This window comes from Sinorhizobium alkalisoli (assembly GCF_008932245.1).
GTDB lineage: Bacteria > Pseudomonadota > Alphaproteobacteria > Rhizobiales > Rhizobiaceae > Sinorhizobium > Sinorhizobium alkalisoli.
Genome location: NZ_CP034910.1, coordinates 509,892 through 531,299, shown reverse-complemented (window position 1 = coordinate 531,299; position 21,408 = coordinate 509,892). Strand labels below are relative to the sequence as shown.

Annotated in this window: 17 protein-coding genes; 12 read left to right on the top strand and 5 right to left on the bottom strand. The window is 62.9% G+C overall.

Translation table 11 applies throughout. From position 1 onward, the window contains the following. Window positions 1–91 precede the first annotated feature (91 nt). The 4 genes from EKH55_RS20110 to EKH55_RS20095 all read left to right on the top strand — a co-directional run bounded on the left by EKH55_RS20110 (window position 92) and on the right by EKH55_RS20095 (window position 8,753). On the top strand, window positions 92–5,620 hold the full coding sequence (locus EKH55_RS20110; RefSeq protein WP_151612747.1) for a trifunctional serine/threonine-protein kinase/ATP-binding protein/sensor histidine kinase: 5,529 nt from the start codon (window positions 92–94) through the stop codon (window positions 5,618–5,620). 144 nt (window positions 5,621–5,764) lie between these two features. Beyond that, the gene (locus EKH55_RS20105) at window positions 5,765–6,994 is read left to right on the top strand and encodes an ABC transporter substrate-binding protein (protein WP_151612745.1); all 1,230 of its coding nucleotides are present in this window, start codon (window positions 5,765–5,767) and stop codon (window positions 6,992–6,994) included. A 32-nt stretch (window positions 6,995–7,026) separates the two neighbouring features. Beyond that, the gene (locus EKH55_RS20100; protein ID WP_151612743.1) at window positions 7,027–7,929 is read left to right on the top strand and encodes a carbohydrate ABC transporter permease; all 903 of its coding nucleotides are present in this window, start codon (window positions 7,027–7,029) and stop codon (window positions 7,927–7,929) included. Next, entirely contained in the window at window positions 7,926–8,753 is an 828-nt protein-coding gene (locus tag EKH55_RS20095; RefSeq protein ID WP_151612741.1) for a carbohydrate ABC transporter permease, read from the top strand. Before EKH55_RS20100 ends, EKH55_RS20095 begins: the two co-directional genes overlap by 4 nt. Window positions 8,754–9,075: 322 nt before the next feature. On the opposite strand, the gene EKH55_RS20090 is transcribed toward EKH55_RS20095, so the two are convergent. Beyond that, a complete protein-coding gene (locus EKH55_RS20090; RefSeq protein ID WP_069457621.1) occupies window positions 9,076–9,267 on the bottom strand; it encodes a DUF6494 family protein in 192 nt (63 codons plus the stop codon). A 348-nt stretch (window positions 9,268–9,615) separates the two neighbouring features. After that, window positions 9,616–10,371 (bottom strand): pyridoxamine 5'-phosphate oxidase family protein, encoded by a 756-nt coding sequence (locus EKH55_RS20085; protein ID WP_151613895.1) that lies wholly within the window; start codon window positions 10,369–10,371, stop codon window positions 9,616–9,618. Between the two features lie 3 nt (window positions 10,372–10,374). On the opposite strand from EKH55_RS20085, the gene pdxR reads away from it, so the two are divergent. Further along, a complete protein-coding gene (gene pdxR, locus EKH55_RS20080; protein ID WP_246231956.1) occupies window positions 10,375–11,847 on the top strand; it encodes a MocR-like pyridoxine biosynthesis transcription factor PdxR in 1,473 nt (490 codons plus the stop codon). Window positions 11,848–11,937: 90 nt separating this feature from the next. Here the strand turns inward: pdxR and EKH55_RS20075 are convergent, their stop codons facing one another. After that, window positions 11,938–12,939 (bottom strand): PQQ-dependent sugar dehydrogenase, encoded by a 1,002-nt coding sequence (locus EKH55_RS20075; protein ID WP_151612739.1) that lies wholly within the window; start codon window positions 12,937–12,939, stop codon window positions 11,938–11,940. Window positions 12,940–13,308: 369 nt separating this feature from the next. Between EKH55_RS20075 and EKH55_RS20070 the strand changes: the two genes are divergently transcribed. After that, window positions 13,309–14,349, top strand: coding sequence for an extracellular catalytic domain type 1 short-chain-length polyhydroxyalkanoate depolymerase (locus EKH55_RS20070; RefSeq protein WP_151612737.1), 1,041 nt, complete (start codon window positions 13,309–13,311; stop codon window positions 14,347–14,349). Window positions 14,350–14,447: 98 nt separating this feature from the next. Continuing rightward, window positions 14,448–14,840 (top strand): VOC family protein, encoded by a 393-nt coding sequence (locus EKH55_RS20065; protein ID WP_151612735.1) that lies wholly within the window; start codon window positions 14,448–14,450, stop codon window positions 14,838–14,840. Window positions 14,841–14,915: 75 nt separating this feature from the next. Here EKH55_RS20065 and EKH55_RS20060 read toward each other — a convergent pair whose 3' ends face one another. Further along, window positions 14,916–15,719, bottom strand: a complete 804-nt coding sequence (locus EKH55_RS20060) for an aldo/keto reductase (protein WP_151612733.1) — start codon at window positions 15,717–15,719, stop codon at window positions 14,916–14,918. Window positions 15,720–15,989: 270 nt separating this feature from the next. Between EKH55_RS20060 and EKH55_RS20055 the strand changes: the two genes are divergently transcribed. Both EKH55_RS20055 and EKH55_RS20050 read left to right on the top strand, forming a co-directional pair. Next, on the top strand, window positions 15,990–16,568 hold the full coding sequence (locus tag EKH55_RS20055) for an Hsp20/alpha crystallin family protein (protein ID WP_151612731.1): 579 nt from the start codon (window positions 15,990–15,992) through the stop codon (window positions 16,566–16,568). 188 nt (window positions 16,569–16,756) lie between these two features. Further along, window positions 16,757–17,257 (top strand): CopD family protein, encoded by a 501-nt coding sequence (locus tag EKH55_RS20050; protein WP_151612729.1) that lies wholly within the window; start codon window positions 16,757–16,759, stop codon window positions 17,255–17,257. Here the strand turns inward: EKH55_RS20050 and EKH55_RS20045 are convergent. Continuing rightward, on the bottom strand, window positions 17,235–17,735 hold the full coding sequence (locus EKH55_RS20045; RefSeq protein ID WP_069457629.1) for a DUF2231 domain-containing protein: 501 nt from the start codon (window positions 17,733–17,735) through the stop codon (window positions 17,235–17,237). The two genes, EKH55_RS20050 and EKH55_RS20045, sit on opposite strands and share 23 nt — an antisense overlap. Before the next feature lie 69 nt (window positions 17,736–17,804). Here EKH55_RS20045 and coxB point away from each other — a divergent pair, with 69 nt between their 5' ends. Genes coxB through EKH55_RS20030 form a run of 3 tightly spaced genes read left to right on the top strand, consistent with a single transcriptional unit; the run spans window position 17,805 to window position 21,314 of the window. After that, window positions 17,805–18,467 (top strand): cytochrome c oxidase subunit II, encoded by a 663-nt coding sequence (gene coxB, locus EKH55_RS20040; RefSeq protein ID WP_269808421.1) that lies wholly within the window; start codon window positions 17,805–17,807, stop codon window positions 18,465–18,467. After that, window positions 18,460–20,973 (top strand): cytochrome c oxidase subunit I, encoded by a 2,514-nt coding sequence (ctaD, locus tag EKH55_RS20035; RefSeq protein WP_151612727.1) that lies wholly within the window; start codon window positions 18,460–18,462, stop codon window positions 20,971–20,973. Before coxB ends, ctaD begins: the two co-directional genes overlap by 8 nt. Beyond that, on the top strand, window positions 20,970–21,314 hold the full coding sequence (locus EKH55_RS20030) for a hypothetical protein (protein ID WP_151612725.1): 345 nt from the start codon (window positions 20,970–20,972) through the stop codon (window positions 21,312–21,314). The genes ctaD and EKH55_RS20030 overlap by 4 nt, the downstream gene beginning before the upstream one ends. Window positions 21,315–21,408: the final 94 nt, after the last annotated feature.

Below are 21,408 nucleotides of genomic sequence, written 5' to 3'. Positions count from 1 at the left end.
TCAAAGTTGCTGTCAGCCTGTCGAGAAACGCTAAGTTGTCGACCGGGTCCGGCAGTTGAACCTATCGTTCGGCGCTGATGGAGATGGCACCTTGGAGGTCCTGTGGGAGGATGGCGAACGCGTGCTGTGCCGCGGACGACGTCGGGGTGCCGGCGGGCGGTGGAACACTGCGCTGATCATCCTTCCCGCCGGCGAGCACCCGACACCCTCGAGCCTCGATCGCCTCGCCCACGAATATGAACTGAAGGACGATCTGGACGGTGCATGGGCCGCGCAGCCACTGGAGTTCGTGCGCAAAGGCAGCCGGACGATGCTGGTTCTCGACGACCCCGGCGGCGAGCCGCTCGCCCGGCTGCTCGACGGCCCCATGGAGGTCGGAGACTTCTTACGAATCGCTATCGGCGTCGCCGCGACCCTGTGCAAGGTTCACCGGCGCGGTCTCATCCACAAGGACATCAAGCCGGCCAATATTCTGGTAAACGGCGCGAGTGAAGAGGTGCGGCTGATCGGCTTCGGCATTGCCTCGCGCCTCTCCCGCGAACGTCAGGCACCCGAGCCGCCCGAGACCATCGCAGGGACGCTCGCCTACATGGCACCGGAGCAGACCGGCCGCATGAACCGATCGGTCGACCATCGCAGCGATTTCTACGCGCTCGGCGTCACCTTTTACCAAATGCTCACGGGTGTGTTGCCGTTTGCGGCTGCCGATCCGATGGAATGGGTGCACTGCCACCTCGCCAGGAAGCCGTTGCCGCCCCAAGAGCGGCGGAAGGAGGTGCCCGGCGCCATCTCAGCGATCATCATGAAGCTGCTCGCGAAAACCGCCGAGCAGCGCTACCAGACCGGCGCCGGCCTGGAGCACGACCTGCGGCGCTGCCTCACGGCCTGGGAGGCTCGGGGCCGCATCCATGACTTCCCGCTCGGCGAACACGACACGCCGGACCGAATCCTGATTCCGGAGAAACTGTACGGGCGCGAGCGCGAGATCAAGATCCTGTTCGCCGCCTTCGACCGCATCGTCCAGGGTGGCGCGCCGGAACTAGTGCTGGTGTCCGGCTATTCCGGTATCGGCAAATCCGCCGTCGTCGACGAACTGCATAAGGTGCTCGGGCCGCGCGGGCTGTTCGCCTCGGGCAAATTCGACCTGTACAAGCGCGACATCCCCTATGCGAGCCTGGCGCAGGCGCTGCAGGAGCTGATCCAGCCGCTGCTGGGCAAGAGCGAGGCCGAGCTGGCGCCCTGGCGTAAAGCCCTGGGCGAGGCGCTTGGCCCGAGTGGACATCTCATGGTGACACTCGTCCCTGAGCTCGAACTCATCACAGGCCCACAGCCGCCGCTGCCGGAGCTGCCGGCACAGGACGCGCAGCGCCGCTTCCAAACGGTGTTCTGCCGGCTGCTCGGTGTGTTCGCTCGGCCGCAGCATCCGCTCGCGCTGTTCCTCGATGACCTGCAGTGGCTTGATGCTGCGACGCTCGACCTGCTTGAGCACCTGCTGACCCGGCCCGAGCTGCGCCACGTACTGCTGGTCGGCGCCTACCGGGATAACGAAGTCACGGCAGCGCACCCGCTGATGCGGCGGCTGGCGGCGGTCCGCGGCGCCGGCGCGTCGGTACAGGAGATTGTGCTGACGCCGCTCAGGCTGGAAGATATCGGCGGGCTCGTTGCCGATGCCCTGCATAGCACGCCAGCCTGTGCCGCGCCGCTGGCCCGGCTGGTGCATGAAAAGACCGCTGGCAATCCCTTCTTCGGCATCCAGTTCCTCACTGCACTGGCCGAAGAAGGACTGGTCGCCTTCGATCATGAGCAGGGACGCTGGTCCTGGGACCTGAATCGCATTCAGGCAAAGGGTTACACGGATAATGTCGTGGATCTTTTGTTGGGGAGGTTGCGCCGCCTCCCCGGTGCGACTCAGGACGCCCTGCAGCAGTTGGCCTGCCTGGGCAACGCTGGCGAGAGCGCCACCCTCGGCCTCATGCGGGGCGAGACCGAGGTTGCACTGAACGCAGCACTATCGGAGGCGGAACGAGCCGGCTTGGTATTCCGGAGGGATGGAGCCTATCAATTCCTGCACGACCGCGTCCAAGAGGCGGCCTATGCGCTGATCCCCGAAGCCGAGCGGGCTGCGGCGCACCTTTCCATTGGCCGGCGGCTGGCCGCCCACGCGCCGCCGGAAGCTGTCGAGGAGCATGTCTTCGAGATCGTCGGCCAACTCAACCGCGGCGTCGCACTGATCGCCTCGGCCGAGGAGCAGGAGCGAGCTGCCGAGCTGAATTTGATTGCCGGGCGGCGCGCCAGAGCTTCGACCGCATACGCCTCGGCGCTGACGTATTTCACCGCGGGGCTAGCAATATTGCCGGACGACAGCTGGGAGCGCCGGCACGAGCTGACCTTCGCGCTCGAGCTGCACCGGGCCGAGTGCGAGTTCCTCACGGGAGCGCCGCGGGAAGCGGAGGCGCACCTCGCCGGACTGGCAAACCGCACTGCCAGCCTCCCCGAACTGGCGACCATAACCCAGTTGCAAGTGGACCTCTTCATGACGCTCGGCCGAAGCGACCGCGCCGTCTCGGTGGGCCTCGACTATCTCCGCCGGGTCGGCATCACGTGGTCGGCGCATCCGACGAAAGAACACGTCCGGCGGGAATATGCGCGCATGTGGCGACTGCTCGGGGATCGCCCGATCGAGGCACTGCTCGAACTGCCCCCGATGGCCGATCCGGTCGCATCCGCCACGATGAACGTTCTTACCTCGCTCGTGTCCCCTGCCTTGTTCACCGACGAGAACCTGCGCCCGCTCGTCATCGGGCGCATGGTGACCCTGAGCCTTGAACACGGCAACAGCGACGCATCGTGCTACGCCTACGCCACGGTCGGCAATGTGCTGGGGCTGTTTTTCGGTGACTACAAGGCCGGACTCCGATTCGGCCAGCTCGGTCTTGACCTGGTTCAGCAGCGTGGGATCGATCGCCTGAAGGCCCGCGTCTATCTCGCCTTTGGAAACCTCGCAATGCCGTCGGCACGGCACTTCCAGCCGGGCCGGCCGATCGCACGGCACGCCTTCGATGCGGCGCATCAGGTAGGTGACCTGACCTACGCGGCCTTCAGTTGCAACAACATCCTCACGCAACTCCTCGCCGGCGGTGATCCGCTCACCGAGGTGCAGCGCGAGGCTGAAGCCGGGCTCGGCTTCGCGCGCCAGGCCCGGTTCGGTCTTGTCGTCGACCTCATCACCGCACAGCTCCGCCTTGTTCGAACTCTCCGCGGCCAGACTGCCATCTTCGGCTCTTTCAATGATGCGCGCTTCGATGAGGATCGGTTCGAGCAGCATCTGGAGGAAGATCCGCGCCTGTCGGTCGCCGCATGGTTGTACTGGATCCGCAAGCTGCAGGCCCGCTTCCTCGCTGGCGACCATCCCGCCGCCGTTCTGGCGGCGACCAAAGCAGAAAGCCTCCTGTGGATGTCGCCGGCCATCTTCGAGCGGGCGGAATATCATCTCTATTCTGCGCTGGCGCGGGCCGCGCTCTGCGACACCGCCTCCGTCGAGGAGCGAGCCCTTCACCGGGACGCCCTGACCGCCCACCGCCGCCGACTCCGGGAGTGGGCCGAGAACTGTCCTGAAAACTTCGCAAGTCGCGCCGCGCTGGTGGAAGCCGAGATCGCCCGCCTCAAGGGGCGGGAGCTCGACGCGCAGCGTCTCTACGAGCAGGCGATCCGCTCGGCTCGAGACAACGGCCTTGTCCACCACGAGGCGCTCGCCCACGAACTGGCCGCGCGCTTCTACGCGGCGCGTGGCTTCGAGACGAATTTCCACGCCCATTTGCGAAGCGCGCGACACTGCTACCGAAGTTGGGGGGCTGTTGGCAAAGTGCAGCAACTCGATACTTTATATCCCGATATGCCGGATGACGCGCCGGTGCGCCGCCAGACGGGGACGATCGGGGCGTCGATCGAACATCTCGACCTCGCCACCGTGATCAAGGTGTCGCAAGCCATCTCCGGCGAGATCGTTTTCGAAAAGCTGCTGAACACGCTCATGCGCACTGCCATCGAGCAGGCGGGGGCGGAACGCGGCCTGTTGATCGCGGGCGGTGAGCCACGGATCATGGCGGAGGCCATGACCCGCGGAGACGCGGTCGTCGTGCAGCTCCGCGACGAGGTGCCAAGCGCGATCACGCTACCGGAATCGATCCTGCAACATGTTCTGCGCACAAAGGAGAGCGTGATTCTCGGCGACGCCGCGGCTCGGAGCTCGTTTTCCGCAGATCCATACATCCGTCAGCACCAAGCCCGTTCCGTGCTTTGCCTGCCGTTGCTGAACCAGGGTCAGTTGACGGGCGTGCTCTACCTCGAGAACAACCTTGCGGCTCGTGTCTTCGCGCCGGCCCGCATCGCAGTACTGAAGCTGCTCGCCTCTCAGGCAGCCATCTCGCTCGAGAATACCCGGTTGTACCGCGATCTCGTCGAGCGCGAGGCAAAGATACGGCGTCTCGTCGAAGCCAATATCATCGGAATCATCATCTGGGATCTCGAAGGCCGCATTCTCGAGGCCAATGACGCCTTCCTCCATATCGTGGGCTACGAGCGCGATGATCTCGTCTCGGGTCGCCTCCGCTGGACGGACCTGACGCCGCCGGAATGGCTCGATCGCCCGGCAGGAGGAGCGCAAGATTACGAACCGGCCGGGAGCCAGCCCCCTTACGAGAAGGAATATATCCGCAAGGACGGCAGCCGTGTGCCCGTGCTGGTCGGCCGGGCGTCGTTCGAAGAAACCCGGAACCAAGGGGTCGCCTTCGTGCTCGATCTGACCGAACGCAAGCGCGCCGAAGAGGCGCTGCGGGAGAGCGAGGAAGCCTTGCGCGAGGCTCAGGGGCACTTGGCCCACGCAAACCGCGTCGCCACCATGGGCCAGCTCACAGCCTCCATCGCGCATGAAGTCAACCAGCCGATCGCCGCATCGCTCACGAATGCCCAGGCTGCCTTGCGCTGGCTGGGAGCCCCTGCGCCCAACCTGGAGGAAGGGGTTCAGGCGCTCCGCCGGATCGTCGAGAACGCCAACCGTGCCGGCGAGGTAATCGACAGGATCCGTGCCCTGGTCAAGAAGGCCCCCCCTCGCAAGGTGCAGTTCGACCTCAATGAAGCCGTTCGTCATGTGATTGCCTTGACCCGCAGCGAAGTGCTGCGGCAAGGCGTGTCGCTGCGGAGCGAGTTCGCGAAGAACCTGCGCCCCGTGGAAGGAGATCGCGTCCAGCTGCAACAGGTCGTCTTGAACCTGATCATGAATGCCATCGAGGCGATGAGCAGCGTTGACGAGGGCGAGCGGGAGTTGCTGATCAGCACCGAGACAGCGGCCTCGGGAGGCGTGACCGTCGGCGTGCGCGACTCGGGCCCTGGCCTGGACCCGCAGTGCATGGACCGCCTGTTCGAGGCTTTCTACACGACCAAGTCCAGCGGCATGGGCATGGGCCTGGCAATTTGCCGTTCGATCATCGAGGCTCACGGAGGGCGGCTGTGGGCTGCCGGGAACGAACCTCGTGGGGCAGTGTTTCAGTTCACTCTGCCAATCGAACGGGAGGACGCCGGTGGCGCAGAAGATACCGCCCCAATGGCGGTACTGGGAAACTAGCGCAGCGGCGGCGCTGTAACGGCACGAGCGGCTGGATGAAGCTCTCGCATGCGGTGCATGTTTCAGCTAGGGACGGCAAGAGAGGGTGATCGGGTTTGATTCGCCCTTATAGCGGGGTCGTCGGATCACAAAGAGGAGGAGACCATGAATATCCGCAAATGCGCCATGCTCAGCGCTCTCGTGATGGGTAGCGTCCTGGGCTTCTGTGTTCCGGCCATCGCCGAGGATGTGACGATCTCGGTCTGGTCCCACGACAACGACCGGCCGGCTTCTAGTCTGGTCGCCGACTACAACAAGCTCGATACGGGCATCAAGATCGAGTACCGAGAGGTCCCGTTCGATGACCTGGTCAGCGAGGCCCTACGCGCCCACTCGACGGGCCAGGCTCCGGATATCATCGCGATTGACAATCCGGAACATGCCCTGTTCGCCTCGCGCGGTGCCTTTCTCGATCTGACTGACATGATCGCGAAGTCTACGGTAATCGAGCCGAAAAACTACTTCCCCGGCCCGCTCGCCTCCACGATGTGGGAAGGCCGGCAGTACGGCGTTCCCAAGGCGACGAACACGATCGCACTTTACTACAACAAGGATATGTTCAAGGCGAAGGGCCTTGATCCCGACAAGCCGCCGCGGACCTGGGCCGAATTGGTGGACGCTGCCCGAAAGCTGACCGATCCGGCCGCCAACGTTTATGGCATAGCGTTTTCGGCCAAGGGAAACGAAGAGGGCACCTTCCAGTTCCTGCCCTGGGCGCAGATGGCCGGTGCCAGCTACGAAAACATCAACACCGATGGTGCGGTCAAGGCGCTCGATATCTGGAAAACGCTTCTCGACGAGGGGCTCGCTTCCCGGGATACGCTGACGCGCAGCCAATGGGACTCGACCGGCACCTTCAATTCCGGGAACGCGGCCATGGCCATTTCCGGGCCCTGGGAGCTCGACCGCATGGTCGCTGAAGCCAAGTTCGACTGGGGCGTGGCATTGCTGCCGGTGCCGGAAGAGGGTGCAGAACGATCCTCGTCCATGGGCGACTACAACTGGGCGATCTTCTCAAGCACGGCTCACCCCGAAGAGGCCTTCAAGGTGCTCGAATTTTTCGTCTCTCAGGATGACCGCATGTTCGGCGACTTCGGCCTGCTTCCGGCTCGAGCCGATATCGATATTGGAGAGACCGGCCAACCGCTCAAGGATGCGGCGCTCCACGTCTTTCTCGAGCAGCTCAAATACGCCAAGCCTCGCGGCCCGCACCCTGAATGGCCGAAGATCTCCAAGGCGATCCAGGATGCCATCCAGGCGGCGCTCACCGGGCGGATGTCGTCCAGAGAAGCGCTTGACCAGGCGGCGAAGAAAATCAAGGCCGTGCTCGGCTGAAAGGAGAAGCGTTGCGAGCGGAGGTGCCGCACATGAAGGGCCGCTGGTCCAGCATCGTGGACGGCAAGGGCTTCGACATTGCGCTCGTTGCGCTGCCGCTCACCTTCCTGCTCGCCCTTTCCGGCGTGCCGCTCATCTATAACGTGCTGATGAGCTTGCAGCAGGTGGACCTGTTCAGCCTCGGAACCTTCTGGCGGCCCTACGTCGGCTTCAAGAACTACTCCGAGCTCTTCGCGCAGCAGGAGACCTGGCCGATTCTGGCCAATACCGCGATATTCGTCGCCGCATCCATTGTCGGTCAGTTCCTGATCGGTTTCGGGCTGGCACTGATGTTCTCGACGAATTTTCCAGGTGCCTCCTGGCTGCGCGGCCTCTTCCTGGTCTCGTGGGTGATGCCGGGTCTCGTCGTGGGGGCGATCTGGAGCTGGATTCTTTCCGGCGACTTCGGCGTCCTGAATTACCTCTTGCGCGAAAGTGGCCTGATCAACGGCAATATCTTCTGGCGTTCCGACCCGAACTACTCGTTGTTGGGGGTGATCATCGCCAATATCTGGCTTGGGATCTCCTTCAATATGATCCTCCTGTCGGTCGGTCTGTCGGCCATTCCAGCCGACCTCTACGAAGCAGCCGAGCTCGACGGCGCGAATGCGTGGCAGCGTTTCTGGACCATCACCCTGCCTATGATGCGTTCCTCGATTGGTGCAGTCATCGCGCTCGGTATCATCCTTACGCTGCAGCAGTTCGACCTCTTCGCGGCCATTACCTCCGGCGGGCCGAACGACTCGTCGAATGTGGCCCAGTACTGGGCCTGGGAACTGTCCTTCCGCCAATATGATTTCGCCAAAGGCGCGACCATCTCGGTCATCATGATCGTCTTCGTTATGGTCGCCGCTTTCGTCTATGTCCGATCGACGCGCCACGAGATTCGGGGATGAGACACACTCTTCGCGAAAGGCTGATGCTGGCCGCGGCGCTGGTGCTCACGACCGTCTATCTGTTCCCGCTTTACTGGATGTACATCACCACGCTCAAGTCCGGCTCGGCTATATTTGCCAGCCCCCCGGCTTTCTGGCCAACCGACCCGCAGTGGCAGATCTACGGCCACGTCTGGCACAGCCGCAACATGGGCCGCTATATCTTGAATTCGCTGGTCATCGCCTCGGGTGCCGTCGCCATCGTCTCGGTTCTCGGTGTCGGCTGCGCCTATGTGCTGGCGCGCTACCGCAATATCTGGGTGGATGCCGGACTCTTCCTCGTCCTCATGCTGCAGGTCCTGCCCGCATCGCTGATGATCACGCCGATCTTCGTCGGCTTCTCACAAGTCGGGCTGCTCCACTATCCGCGCCTGGCGGTCATTATCGCGATCGCCGCCAAGGGCATGCCCTTCTTCATCGTGCTGGTGCGCGCGACCTTCATGAACGTTCCGCGGGAGTTGGAGGAGGCGGCGCTCGTGGACGGCGATTCCCGTAGCGGCGCCTTTTTCCGCATCGCCCTGCCGCTCGCGCGCAAGGGCATCCTCGTCAGCGGCATGCTGATCTTCATGCAGGCCTTCGGCGAGTTCGTTTATTCGAGGTCCATGATCCAGAGGGTCGAACTGCAGCCGGCCAGCGTCGGGCTCTACAGCTTCATGGCGCCGAACGCCAACGAATGGAACAGCATAATGGCCTATGCGGCCATCTATATGACCCCCCTGCTCGCTGTCTTCGTGCTCCTGCAGCGCGGCATCGTCTCCGGCCTCACCTCGGGAGCCCTGAAATGATCAGCCTTGGGACTACTGCATGTCTCCTTTAATCCTCCTCGATTTAAGGACAAAGACATGCAGCAATACAAAGTGCTACAGCGACCTTTGCGCGTCTGATTCTAATAAAACGCGCGGCGCTGTAGCAGGCTGTCCATCCTGCCGCGATCCGCACGACTGACCAGAACGGCCGACAATGGCAGCATGAAGCAGGCCTTCAATCAATCGCCGCGACGTTGCTGTGTTGCTCTGTCGGAATCGAGCCTGACCAACCAGCTTTCCCGAAAATCCGGCAGCATTTTCTGGCCTATACGCCGATTTAATGCCGGCTCGCCGGCCGGGCCTATGGAAGCTCGATCTCGCCGTCAACGACGTGGTTGAGGCCGGTGCCTTCCGCCGTCAGCGTCATGCGGACCTTCAGCGTCTTGCCGCCGATCCGCCCTTCGCGCACCGTCTCCTCGATTTTGCGCTGCGAGGTGACACCGACCTCCTTCAGGAACTTGCGGACCGACATGTTGAAGGCGTCTTCGCTCATGGCAGAACTCCTTTGTGTCCGCATGGGATTGTAAGGGAAGGCATGCGGCCATGAAAGCGGGACGTGACGTGTAGTGCCGTAGAAGAAGACCCCGAGCCTGGCGAAGGCGTCGGGGTCTTTGGTCCGATCGGTCCCGGGAGGGGCGTGCAACCGATCGACGTCTCGCGCAGTTGGGAGGAGTTGCTGCGCATTAACGAAGGTGAGAATAGAGCATTCTCCGCAGGAAAATGTGCCCTGGGTTACATCGCTTCCTTACAAAGCGTGATCCGACCGCCCGTGGGCGTGCCGACAGTAGCGCGGCGTCCGGAAGGAAGCGGCCGAGACAGGCTACAGGGCACGGGACCAACGTCAGCCGGCGCTCATCTCGTAGAGCCGCTGGTTTTCCAGCAGAACCTCGTCGAGCCCGCGACCCGGCGCAAAGCCCGAAAGCCCCTCCGGCACCGGCACATCCGACAACAGCCGCGAACAGGCCTTGAGCGGGTCGACGACCGTGCGGACGGGAATAACGCCCGCCCAGATCGGCAGCGCATAGTCGTCCTCGTCATCGCCAACGCCTGCCGCGCGCATCTTGGCCGAAGCCTCCTCTATCTCCATGCCGATCACCATCGTCGCCTTGATTTCCTGAGGCTCCAATGGGCGAAGAAGGCGCGCGCGTCCCGGATAGAAGCGCTCGATGAGCGTCTCGAGCGCATGCTCCTTTTCATGCCGGTCATCGACGATCCGCGCCGTACCGAAGCACATCGCCGAGCGGTAATTCACCGAATGGTGAAAGCCGGAGCGGGCCAGAACGAGGCCGTCGAGATGGCTGACCGTCAGGCACACGTGCGCGCCGGCCTTGAGCTGACGCAGCATGCGGCTTGCCGATGAACCGTGCCAGTAAAGACGGTCACCCTCGCGCCAGTGGATCGTCGGCGTGCAATAGGGCTCGCCCTCGATCGAATAGGCGACATGGCAGAGCATCGCCGCGTCGAGCACTGCATGAACCGCCTCGCGGTCATAGCGGCCACGCTCGTGCACCCGGCGCAGCTTGTTGCGCTCGGAAACGGGATAGGAGCCTCGACTCGTTTCGTTTTCGCGGGGAGGAAGGGTCGTATCGCCGGGCATCGAATGCTGCGCCTTGTGTTCATGAGCCTGTTGGTTCATGACTGGACCATCCAATTGGTCCAAACTAGAGCCAATTCAATGGGAAAAAATCAGACCATTTTGCCGGACCTGTCGGCGCTGATTCCTGTGATGCCGGAGGCCGGCAAGCGATCGCGTGCGCTTTACACGGCCATTCGCCGGCTGATCGAGACGGGCCAATTGCCGGCAGGCGCCAAGCTTCCGACGACGCGCGATCTCGCCCGCCGCCTCAGCCTTTCGCGCGGGGCGGCAGTGGAGGCCTATGAAGTACTGGTTGCAGAAGGCTTTGCCGAGGCGCGCGTCGGCGCCGGCACCTTCGTGGCGGCCAAGGTGCCTCGGCTCAGTCCGGACATGCCGAAAACCGCCGGAGATGAGCCGCACTATTCCGGACCGCCGCACCCTTGCACCCTCGGCATCGCCATGGCGGATGAGCGCACCCGGCAGCTGTTTCGCCAGCTTCTGCATCGCCGCCTGGAGCGGCCCCAGCCCAACTTCTACGACTACGGCGATCCGAGAGGTGAGCGCGAATTGCGGCAGGCGATCGCCGACTACGCAAAAGTGGCGCGCGGCGTCCGCTGCCATCCCGGTCAGATCATCGTGACATCAGGCATCCGCCACGGGCTGGACCTCGTGATGCGTGCCATTTTACGGCCCGGCGACGCGGTCTGGCTGGAAGATCCCTGCTACCTTTCGGCTCACGCGACCGTTGCGGGCCTGGGCCTTGCCATCGTGCCGGTGCCGGTTGACCGGGAGGGCATCGATGTTGCCGCCGGCGAAGCAGTCGGCGGAAAGGCTGCGGCCGTCTATTGCACGCCATCGCACCAATTTCCGCTCGGCGTGACCATGACCATGCGCCGCCGGCTCGCCCTGATCGACTGGGCCAAGCGCAACGGAGCGTGGATCTTCGAGGACGACTATGACAGCGAGTTTCGGTTTTCCGGCCCGCCGCTCGCCTCAATCCAAGGCATGGACGATGCCGGGCGGGTGATCTATCTCGGCAGTTTCTCGAAAGTGCTCTTTCCAGGACTTCGCGTCGGCTACGCGATCCTGCCGGAACCGCTGGTCGAGCCCGTATTGGCGCAGCGCCGGCAGATGGACCGCCAGCCGCCGAGCTTGCCGCAGGGCGCAATTGCCGATCTCTTGAACGAGGGCCACTTCGCGGCCCATCTGCGGCGGGTGCGCAAGCGCGCGGAAGCCTGTCGGAATGCCCTGGTCGAGGGGCTCCGAGACAAAGCGTCCGCGCCGGAGCAGGGGCTGCACCTGATCGCCGGCCTTGCCGACGATAGCGACGACGAGGCTCTGGCAGCAGCGGCCCTGAAGCTGGGCATCGGCGCGTCGCCGCTTTCGACCCATTGCCTTGCCGCCCCGAAACGAAGAGGGCTGATCCTCGGCTATTCCGGTTTCGAGCCGCAGGAACTGCATCGGGCCGGCAGGAGCCTTGCGGAAATTATGCGGTGATTCCGTCCTGCCCGCGGGAGGGCCACCAATGAGCTTGCAGAACCGGTGCGGTCCTGCTGACCGGTTATTCGTTGCCGCAGCCATTCGGCGTCACCGCCTGAATATGTGAATTGCGCCTCCGGCATCGTCGGAGACTAGAATGGAGCCGTCCGGCGCTTCCTTGACATCCACGGGCCGGCCGACATTTCCGATGAACGGCGTTGCCGAGACCGGGCGGCCGCCGCGGAAGCGCACCCGCACGACCTGATAGCCGACCGGAACCGACCGGTCCCAGCTGCCGTGCTGGGCGACAAGCGCATCGCCTCCGAGGCTGCGGAAGAAGTGAATGCCGAGCGCCGCGACATGGGCCTGGAAGTCGAAAACCGGTGGAATCTGCCTTGCGGGCGGCGTGGCGTCCTCGAAACCTCTGAGCCGGATTTGCCCTCCGAAATAGGGGAAGCCATAAAAGCCGCCCGGCCGAAGCACGTTCAGCTCGTCGGGTGGGATGTCGTCGCCCATGCGGTCGGCGCCGTTATCGGTAAAGTACATGGTGCCCCCGCGCCAGTCGAAGCCGACGGAATTGCGCACGCCCCAGGCGACGCGCCGAAGACCGGACCCGTCCTGGTTCATGCGTACGATTGTGCCTTGCAGGCCCCGCGGCAGACAGATGTTGCAGGGCGATCCGAACGAGACATAAAGCCGGGAATCGGGGCCGACAGCGATGTAACGAAGGCTGTGGGCTCCCGAATTCGGCAATCCGCGCCGAATATCCCGCCTGCCGCTCAGAGAGCCCCCGCTTCCGATCTCGAAGGCGGTTATCCTGTCCCTGGAAGCGACGAACAGACGGCCGCGAGAGCACGCGACGCCGTTCGGGGCGGAAAATCCGGAGGCGACCCGGCGGGCGCGGCCACCGGACAGGGGGACGGCATAGACCGATGACCCTTTGGTTCCGACGAACAAAGTGTCGCCGCAGACCGCCATTGCCCGCGCCGCCGGAACGCGCGCGAAGAGCTCGGCGCGCACCTCACCGGAGGCAAACGCCGCAACCGAGGCGAGTGCGAGGAAGGCGGTTCTGGCGAGGAGAAAACCGGCTTTGGAGGAAAAGACATCCATCGGCGCGCCCTCCGCAGATATAGCTGAGTTTTGCGAGCGCATCGGGCCGAACACGGTACCCGATGTCGGGAAAGCCCGATGCAGATGCAAAGAGTTACAGCTTTGCACGTCTGAAAAGACGCGCAGCGCTTCAAGGAATTGGAGCGGCCTTCCGCCGTTTCAAGCCGGCGGCCGCGCCTCACGCAGAAGTGATCCGCCCGATCGTTGTGCCGGCAAATTTATTGTGCACCGCAGCAACCATTTGCCGCAATTCAGCGTTTCCTTCAGCATGTTTCACAAAGCCGTATTCGATCTGCGGATAAGAACGCAGCATTTAAAAGGGCCAGAGCGGCCCCTCGCCACCGGCGCGCGGCCGTCAATGGAGGCAGCATGAGATCTCTTTCGGACACAGTGAAGCGGCTATCCCGGCGGCGCCACGCCAGCGAATTTACGGAAACCATCCCCACTCCGCTCAGGCCCCTGGAGCGCTTTGGATCTAATCCCGGCGAGCTTCAGGGCTGGTGGTACACGCCCGGTAGCATAGCACCCTCCCCCGCCCTCGTCGTGGTTTTGCACGGATGCACGCAGACGGCCGCCGTCTACGACGCTTGCTCGGGATGGTCGCGTCTCGCCGACGATTGCGGCTTTGCGCTTCTTCTTCCGGAACAGGTTCGCTCCAATAACAGCAACCTCTGCTTCAACTGGTTCAATCCGGCCGACGTCAGACGAAACTCGGGAGAAGCTCTGTCCATCCGCCAGATGGTCGAGCACATGATCGAGCGCTGCAATGTGGACCGGAGTCGTGTTTTTATCACCGGCCTCTCCGCGGGCGGGGCGATGGCGAACGTGATGCTCGCCGCCTATCCGGACGTGTTCGCCGCCGGCGCCATTCTCTCGGGCCTGCCATACATGGCGGCGTCGACGATACCCGAGGCCTTCGATCGGATGCGGGGATATGGCCTTCCGAGTACCGATGCACTGCAAGCCAAGATCCGTGGCGTCTTCGACCATCAGGGGCCCTGGCCGAGGATTTCCGTCTGGCATGGCACCAAGGATGACACGGTGGTGCCCGCCAATGCGATGGCGATCGTCGAGCAGTGGCGCGGCGTGCACGGAAGCGGCCGCCATCCGTCGTCGACGAAGCGGCGCGGCAGTCGAACGCTGCAGATCTGGAAAAATGCAAGCGGGCGTCGCGTCATAGAACTTCATACACTGTCGGGCATGGCTCACGGCGCCCCGCTCGATCCGGCCGGAGGCTACGGCAGGAGTGGAGCCTTCTTTCTCGATGTGGGGGTCTCCTCGACTGTCGAGACCGCAAGGGCCTGGGGCCTGGGCGGGTCGAAGCTGCCAACCTATTCGGTCGACGGCATCCAGGCAGCGGCTGCGAGTGCCTTGCGCTGGACAGGCCTTATTCCTCGGCCCCGATCCTAGCGCGCGAACGCGTCTCCGGATTCGGAACAGGAGGCGTGCGGGCGTGTTAACCGGTCGAAACTACGCGAATCGATGCCCTCGTCACCGTGAGATCAAACATGGCTATCCACTTCAACCATACGATCCTGGCGGCGCGTGACGCCAGGGCCTCGGCCAATTTCCTGGCTGAGATGCTGGGTCTGCCTGCACCGCGGCGCTGGGGACCGTTCCACATGGTCACGACCGACAACGACGCCAATCTCGATTATATGGAAGCGGAACGCAAGATTGTGCGGCAGCACTACGCCTTTCTCGTCGGCGACGCCGAATTCGACGCGATTTTCGATCGAATTCGCAAGCGGAGGCTGGATTACTGGGCGGACCCTGCCCAGAAAAAGCCGGGCGAGACCAATGATCACGACGGCGGGCGCGGCCTCTATTTCGAGGATCCGAACGGGCATCTGCTAGAGATCATCACACGTCCCTATGGCAGCGGCGGCTGGAATCCGTGAGCCCTCGACAAGAGCTGCAGGGCCGAGATCGGTGCCCTCCTCCACCTTCTTCAATCATCTCCACCTTTGCCTTGCCTAAAAGTATGGGAGCGTTCCGAGCGAGGAATAGTGCTCGTTCAAGTCGTTGAGGATTTCCATGTCTCCCTCGCTGATCTCGAAATCGAACACATCGATGTTCTCTTCGAGGTGCCGGCGCTGGTTGGCCTTGGGAATAGGAACCGTGGCGCGCCGCAGGTTCCAGCGAATAAGCACCTGCGCCGGCGATTTGTTGTATCTGGCGGCGATCTCGGCAAGCGCCTCGTCCCGCAGCCGCTTCGTGCGCGTAAGCGGGCTATAGGCCTGAATGACGATATGCCTTTCCGTGGCGTAGCGCAGCATGTCCTCGCTGTAGCCGAACGGGCTCCATTCGATCTGGTTGACGGTGGGTACTACCCCCGTCGCCTCGATCAGCGCATCGATCAGGTCCGTCGAATAGTTGCTGACCCCGATATCCCGCGTCAGCCCTTCCTCTTTCGCCCGCATCAGGCCGCGCCACAAGTCTTCTCCCGCCCCGGTTTTTGGCGGGCGATGTATCAGCATGAGATCGACGTGGTCCAACTGCAACTCGTCGAGATTCTTGCGGGTCGCCTGGTAGGCGTCATCCACTTCCTCGACCTTGGTGACCAGATAGAACTCACCGCGTTCGATGCCGCTCCTCTTGATGCCCTCGGCGATGCCCAGTTGGGTCCCGTAATCGCCCGACGTGTCGATCATGCGATAACCAAGCTCCAGGGCCGCTTCGATCGCGCCGGCCGTGTCGTTCGTCAATTGCCATGTGCCGACGCCCATCACCGGCATCCTGTTGCCGGTGCGCAACGCTATCTCGGTCCTCGGATCCATGATTTTCGCCCTCGGATTTTGAGCAACGGCTTGCCTCTGACGCGGCGTCCTGCTCTCGGGGTCCAAACATCGGGAGGGACGAAGTGTTCCGGCCGACAGCGTATCGCGAAAATCGTACCCGAAGTTCGGAAAGCGCGATGCGCAATTTCAAAGAGTTACAGCGACCTCCCCAAGGGAACCTAAACTCTCATCCGGAGTTCGGAGTGCGCACCCAAACGGGCGCGCCGGATGCAATCTCCGACGCCCCGAACCCAGCCCAAGGAGGACATCATGGCACGAAATCCTTTATCTCCCTTCCGTTCCGGTGGCCTGACCTCGCGTGGCTTGGGCGATCCGTTCCTCTCTCTGCACGAGGAGATGAATCGTCTGTTCGACGATGCCTTCCGCGGCAGGTTCGGCGGCCCTTCCCAGCGCGGCTCGGAGGCCGGCAGCATGATCATGCCGGACATCGACGTGAGCGAAACCGAGAACCAGGTCCGCATATGTGCCGAGTTGCCCGGGGTCCGAGAGGAGGACATCGACGTGTCGCTGAACGACGATACGCTCACCATCCGGGGCGAGAAGAAGTTCGAGCGCAAGGACGACAAGGAGAACTACCACTTCATGGAACGCTCATACGGCACATTCCAGCGCTCGTTGCGGCTGCCCTATTCGGTCGATCCGGACAAGGTCGAGGCGGACTTTGCCGACGGCGTGCTCACCGTGACCCTGCCCAAGGGTGCCGAGCAGGAAAGAAGCCGGAAAATCCAGGTGCAGCGCGGTAAGCGGCAGGAGTCGATCTCAGCCGAAGGCTCGCAGTCGGGCAAGCAGTCCGAAGGACAGCGAGGCGGGAAATCCGGAAAAGGTTAGAGGGAGTGGCGCCGATGGCTCCGGGTGCTTGGCGCACCGGGCTCAAAAATCGGGCACGCTTCTCGGGCCGATGCGCTAGACCGGCCACTGGCTTGCCCTATGTGTGCTCCCATCCAGGAGGTGAATTCCCGCGCCATGGGACCCAACCTCAACACGTAAGCTTGTGCCGGAGCGATTGGACGCGAAGAATGATGACCACTCTCAAATTCTTCCACATCGCGGCTATCGCACTATGGGCGGGTGGCCTCATAAGCTTGCCCGGGCTGTATGCCCAAAGGGCGAGCGTGCGAGACGAAGAGTCGCTCTACCGGCTACAGATGATGGTCCGTTTTGCATACGTCGCCGTCATCTCGCCGGCCGCATTCATCGCCATTGCGACCGGCACCGTTTTGATCTTTGGTCAGCAGACATTTGCAGGCTGGTTTTCAATCAAGCTCTTTTTCGTTTCGGCGCTGGTCGTCCTCCACGTCCTTGCCGGGCTAGTCATCATTCGGTTGTTTCGCCAAGGTGAGACATACCCGCAGTGGCAGTTTGTGTTGACGACCGCCGCCACGAGCGCTGTCGTCCTGGCAATAATGTTTATGGTTCTGGCAAAGCCATCCATCCACGCCGGGGGTTCGCTGGCGATGTTCGAACCGGGCGGACTGCACAGGCTCGCCCGGGCGGTCAGTCCTTGGACGATACCATGAGCCCGACGCCATGATGGAAAATGAGCTTGCCACCGTGCCAGCCGGCCATTCCCGTCATACCCGCCGTGAGAATGGAGACGAGAAGGCCGTGCGGCAGGACCACATCACCGTCGGTCACGCGCAGTCCCCAGTTCAGCCCGGTGAGTGCGATCAACATCATGGCGGCTATCGCATGGGCCCAACTGGCCACACGCTCTCTGATCCCCGCTACGGAAATAAGCTCAACCGTCCCGACGGCACCCGCGGCAATCCCCATGAAGAAGGCACCCCCGGAGGACCAGAGTCCCGCCCGGAGCCAAAAAGGATCGGCCGACCACCAGAACAGAACGTCTATAGCGAGAGTGACGAACACCAGCGCGATCGGAAAATGAACGCTCATCGCATGCAACGGGTGGCCGGCGACGGCGATCGCAGAGCTCGCGTCCTTCTCCTCGAGCTCGGCAACCACCGGGTTGGCACTGTCACCTGTTTCGTTCACCGCCGACTTCCCCTTTCGCGCTCAATTCTTCTCTCCCGCCGTTGGTTCCCGAAAATCGCAAGCGTCGCAGTGATTGCCATTGGCGCCGGATGCGCCGGGGACCTGTCGACGCTTGAGCCAGCAGGTCCTTCCGCCAGCGCCGTCGCGCGTCTGTGGTGGGCAATGCTGATGGCGGCGCTCCTCCTGTTTCTTCTGGTGGTCGGCCTGTTCCTGGCCATCGTTTTCGCTCCCGGGATCGGCAGAAGGATCTCACCGGAGTCCTGGATCGTGGGAGGCGGTCTTGCGCTTCCGCTGCCGATCCTGGTCGCGCTGACGGTTTATGCTTTCTGGCTGGGCGAACATCAGTTGAGAGGCGGAGACAGGCTACCGTCGGAAATGATCCGCATAGAGGCGCTCGCCACCCAATGGAACTGGCGGTTTGAGTATCCGGATCTTCCGGGAGCACCGACAACCCTCGGGACCGTGCATATTCCCGCGGGGCGGACCGTGGAAATTGCCGTGACCAGTGACGACGTCGTCCACAGCCTCTGGGTTCCGCGCCTGGGCGGCAAGATCGACGCGGTGCCCGGCCATACGACCTATGTTCGTCTGAGAGCCGATACGCCCGGCCGCTACGGCGGCCAATGCTCGGAATATTGCGGCACCGGCCATGCGGGGATGCGCTTCGAAGTGCTTGCCCATTCGCCCGAGGACTATCCGGCTGCCTTGAACACGAGCAGCGCCAATGATTGAGGAGGACATGAAGCAACCGTCGCCCGTCGCCCTTCACAAAGCCCTGGAGCGCGTTTGGGGCACGCCACCGGGCCTCGCTCGCCTGGCCGCCGTCAACCACAACATCCTCGGCAAACGCTTCATGCTGACGGCGCTTGTGTTCTTCGCGGTCGGGGGGCTGCTGGCGATGCTGATCAGGACACAGCTGGCCTCGTCCGAAAGCGCCTTCATGGATGCGGAGCAGTATGCACAGAGCTTTACCATGCATGGCTCCATCATGATGTTTCTATTCGCGATTCCGTTTTTCGAAGGTGTCGCGATCTATCTGCTGCCGAAACTTCTGGGAACCCGCGATCTCGCTTTTCCGCGGCTGACGGCCTACGGCTACTGGTGCTACCTTTTTGGTGGCGGCACGCTCATTGCCGCTCTGCTCGGCGGCGTTGCGCCGAACAGTGGTTGGTTCATGTACCCTCCGCTGTCATCGAACAGTTATTCTCCGGGTATCAACTCCGACGTCTGGCTGCTGGCCATCACCTTCGTCGAGATTTCGGCCCTTTCTGCCGCGATCGAGATCATGGTGACTGTATTGAAGCTAAGGGCAGCCGGCATGTCACTGGACAAAATGCCCATTTTCGCTTGGTACATGCTCGTTGTCGCCGCGATGATGCTGGTGGGCTTCCCGCCGCTCATCATCGGCTCGGTGTTGCTCGAGTTGGAACGTGCGTTTCACCTGCCCTTCTTCGACCCGAGCCGCGGCGGCGATCCTCTTTTGTGGCAGCACCTGTTCTGGCTGTTCGGACATCCGGAGGTGTATATCATCTTCCTGCCGGCGGCAGGGGCGATCTCAACCATCCTGCCTCCCCTCGCCGGGGCCCCGCTCGCCGGCTACCGGATGATCGTGGCTGCTCTTGTCGCCATGGCATTCCTGTCTTTCGGGCTATGGGTTCATCACATGTACGCAGCCGGGATCCCGCACGTGGCGCTGTCCTTCTTTTCGGCCGCCAGCGCGCTCGTCGCGGTGCCGACGGGCATTCAGATCTTTGCGTGGCTCGCCACCCTCGCCCAAGGGAGCGCGCGCTTCTCCGTACCGATGCTGCACATGTTCGGCTTTCTGTGCACCTTCGTGATCGGTGGACTGACCGGCGTGATGCTGGCCATGGTCCCGTTCGACTTGCAGGCCCACGACACGCATTTTGTGGTGGCGCACCTCCACTATGTGCTCATTGGCGGTTTCGTCTTCCCGATGCTCGCCGCCACTTATTACTGGCTGCCGCATCTGAGTGGCCGCCAACCCGTGCAGCATCTTTCATACGCGGCTTTCTGGATGGTGTTCATCGGTTTCAACGTGACGTTCTTCGCGATGCACCTGACCGGGTTGCGGGGCATGCCGAGGCGCATCTTCGAGTATCCGATCGAATCCGGCTGGGAGACGCTAAATTTCATCTCCTCGATGGGAAGCTTCGTGATGGCCATGGGCTTCGCGCTCGTCGCTCTCGATTTTATCTTGCTCTTCCGCTTCGGTCGTCGTCGTCGTCGCAACCCGTGGGGAGCCGGTACGCTGGAGTGGGCGATGGCGACGCCGCCTCCGTCCTACAACTTCGCATCGCTTCCTTCGATCGAACGTCGCGCCGACCTGCTCGACCCGGACCGATTGGGCTCGCAACTGGCGTCGGGCAAGGGCTATCTCGGCGCGCCTAACCGTGGCCGCATGGAGTTGCTGGCTGTCGAGATGATTTCCGGCAACCCGGAGCACGTCGTGCGCCTGCCGAGGCGGACTTTCCTCCCCATCTGGACAGCCGCCGCCACAGGATGTTTCTTCCTGTCCCTGCTTTTCAAGCTTTATTGGCTGACGCCAATCACCTTCGCATCCGTCATCCTGCTGTTTCTGCTGTGGAGCGGGGATACAGCCGAAAAGACCGATGTCGGGGATCTCCCGGTCGGGGGCGGACTAAAGCTTCCGCCGCATGGCGAGACAGCGCGTCCACCGTCCTGGTGGGCTATGGTGTTTGCACTGGCCGCTGATGCGACGGCCTTCATATCGCTGTTGTTTGGATGTTTTTTTCTCTGGGTGTCCGCACCGAACTGGCCACCGCAGCAGCTCCCTCAGGTCGCGTTGGCGGGTCCGGCCATCGCGGCCATCGCATTGCTCGTGGCAGCCTGGGCGGGCCGATCCGCAGCGGCCCGTAGCCCGGATGCGATCGGCTGGCTCGCGCTGACCGGCTTCGCGCAGCTCGTCGCTGCGGCCACCCTGACGTGGCTTGCGGTGGCTGCCTTGCCGGATCCGCGCAGCCATGCGGCCGTGTCGAGCGTCTTTGTCGTTCTGGCCTATGCTGGCCTACGCAGCGGGCTTGGCATGGTCATCTCCGGCTACGGCATCTGGCGGATTCGGCGCGGCTACGTCTCTGAAAGGCGCAATGTAGATCTTCGCCTAGGAGTGCTCTGGCACGACTACAGCGCCGTGGCGGGCTTAGCCGCCGCGGGTTTCCCATTCGTCATGGCAAGCCTCGCCGGTGAGCTTTCTCGATGATCAACAATCCCCTCATGTCGATCATGGCTGGTCTTCTGCTCTGGAGCGTCGTGTTTGTGGTGCTCTATGGCGTTCAGGCGACCGGCTGCCATCTCGCCGAAGACAAGGTGTCGGCGCTCGGCGATTGGCCGGGACTTCGCGCAACTCTCACGGCGTTGTTTCTCGTTTCATTTGCAGCCGTCGTACTATTCTATTTTTTGGCGAGGCGGAGGCATCGGCGCCCCGACACCGGCACGGAAGCTTTCAGACGCGAGGTTGCAATGCATGTATGGCTGGCCGCCGCCATAGCGACGCCGTTCTGTTTCGGCGGTGTCGTTTGGCTGTCGCTCTGCGGCACGTAATCCAATCACGTCAGTCGCCTCGTCTCCGAGCAATACGGTCAGGCGCTCGCACCAATGCGTTCAAGGTGAGGAACTCGGGGACGCGGAAGATATC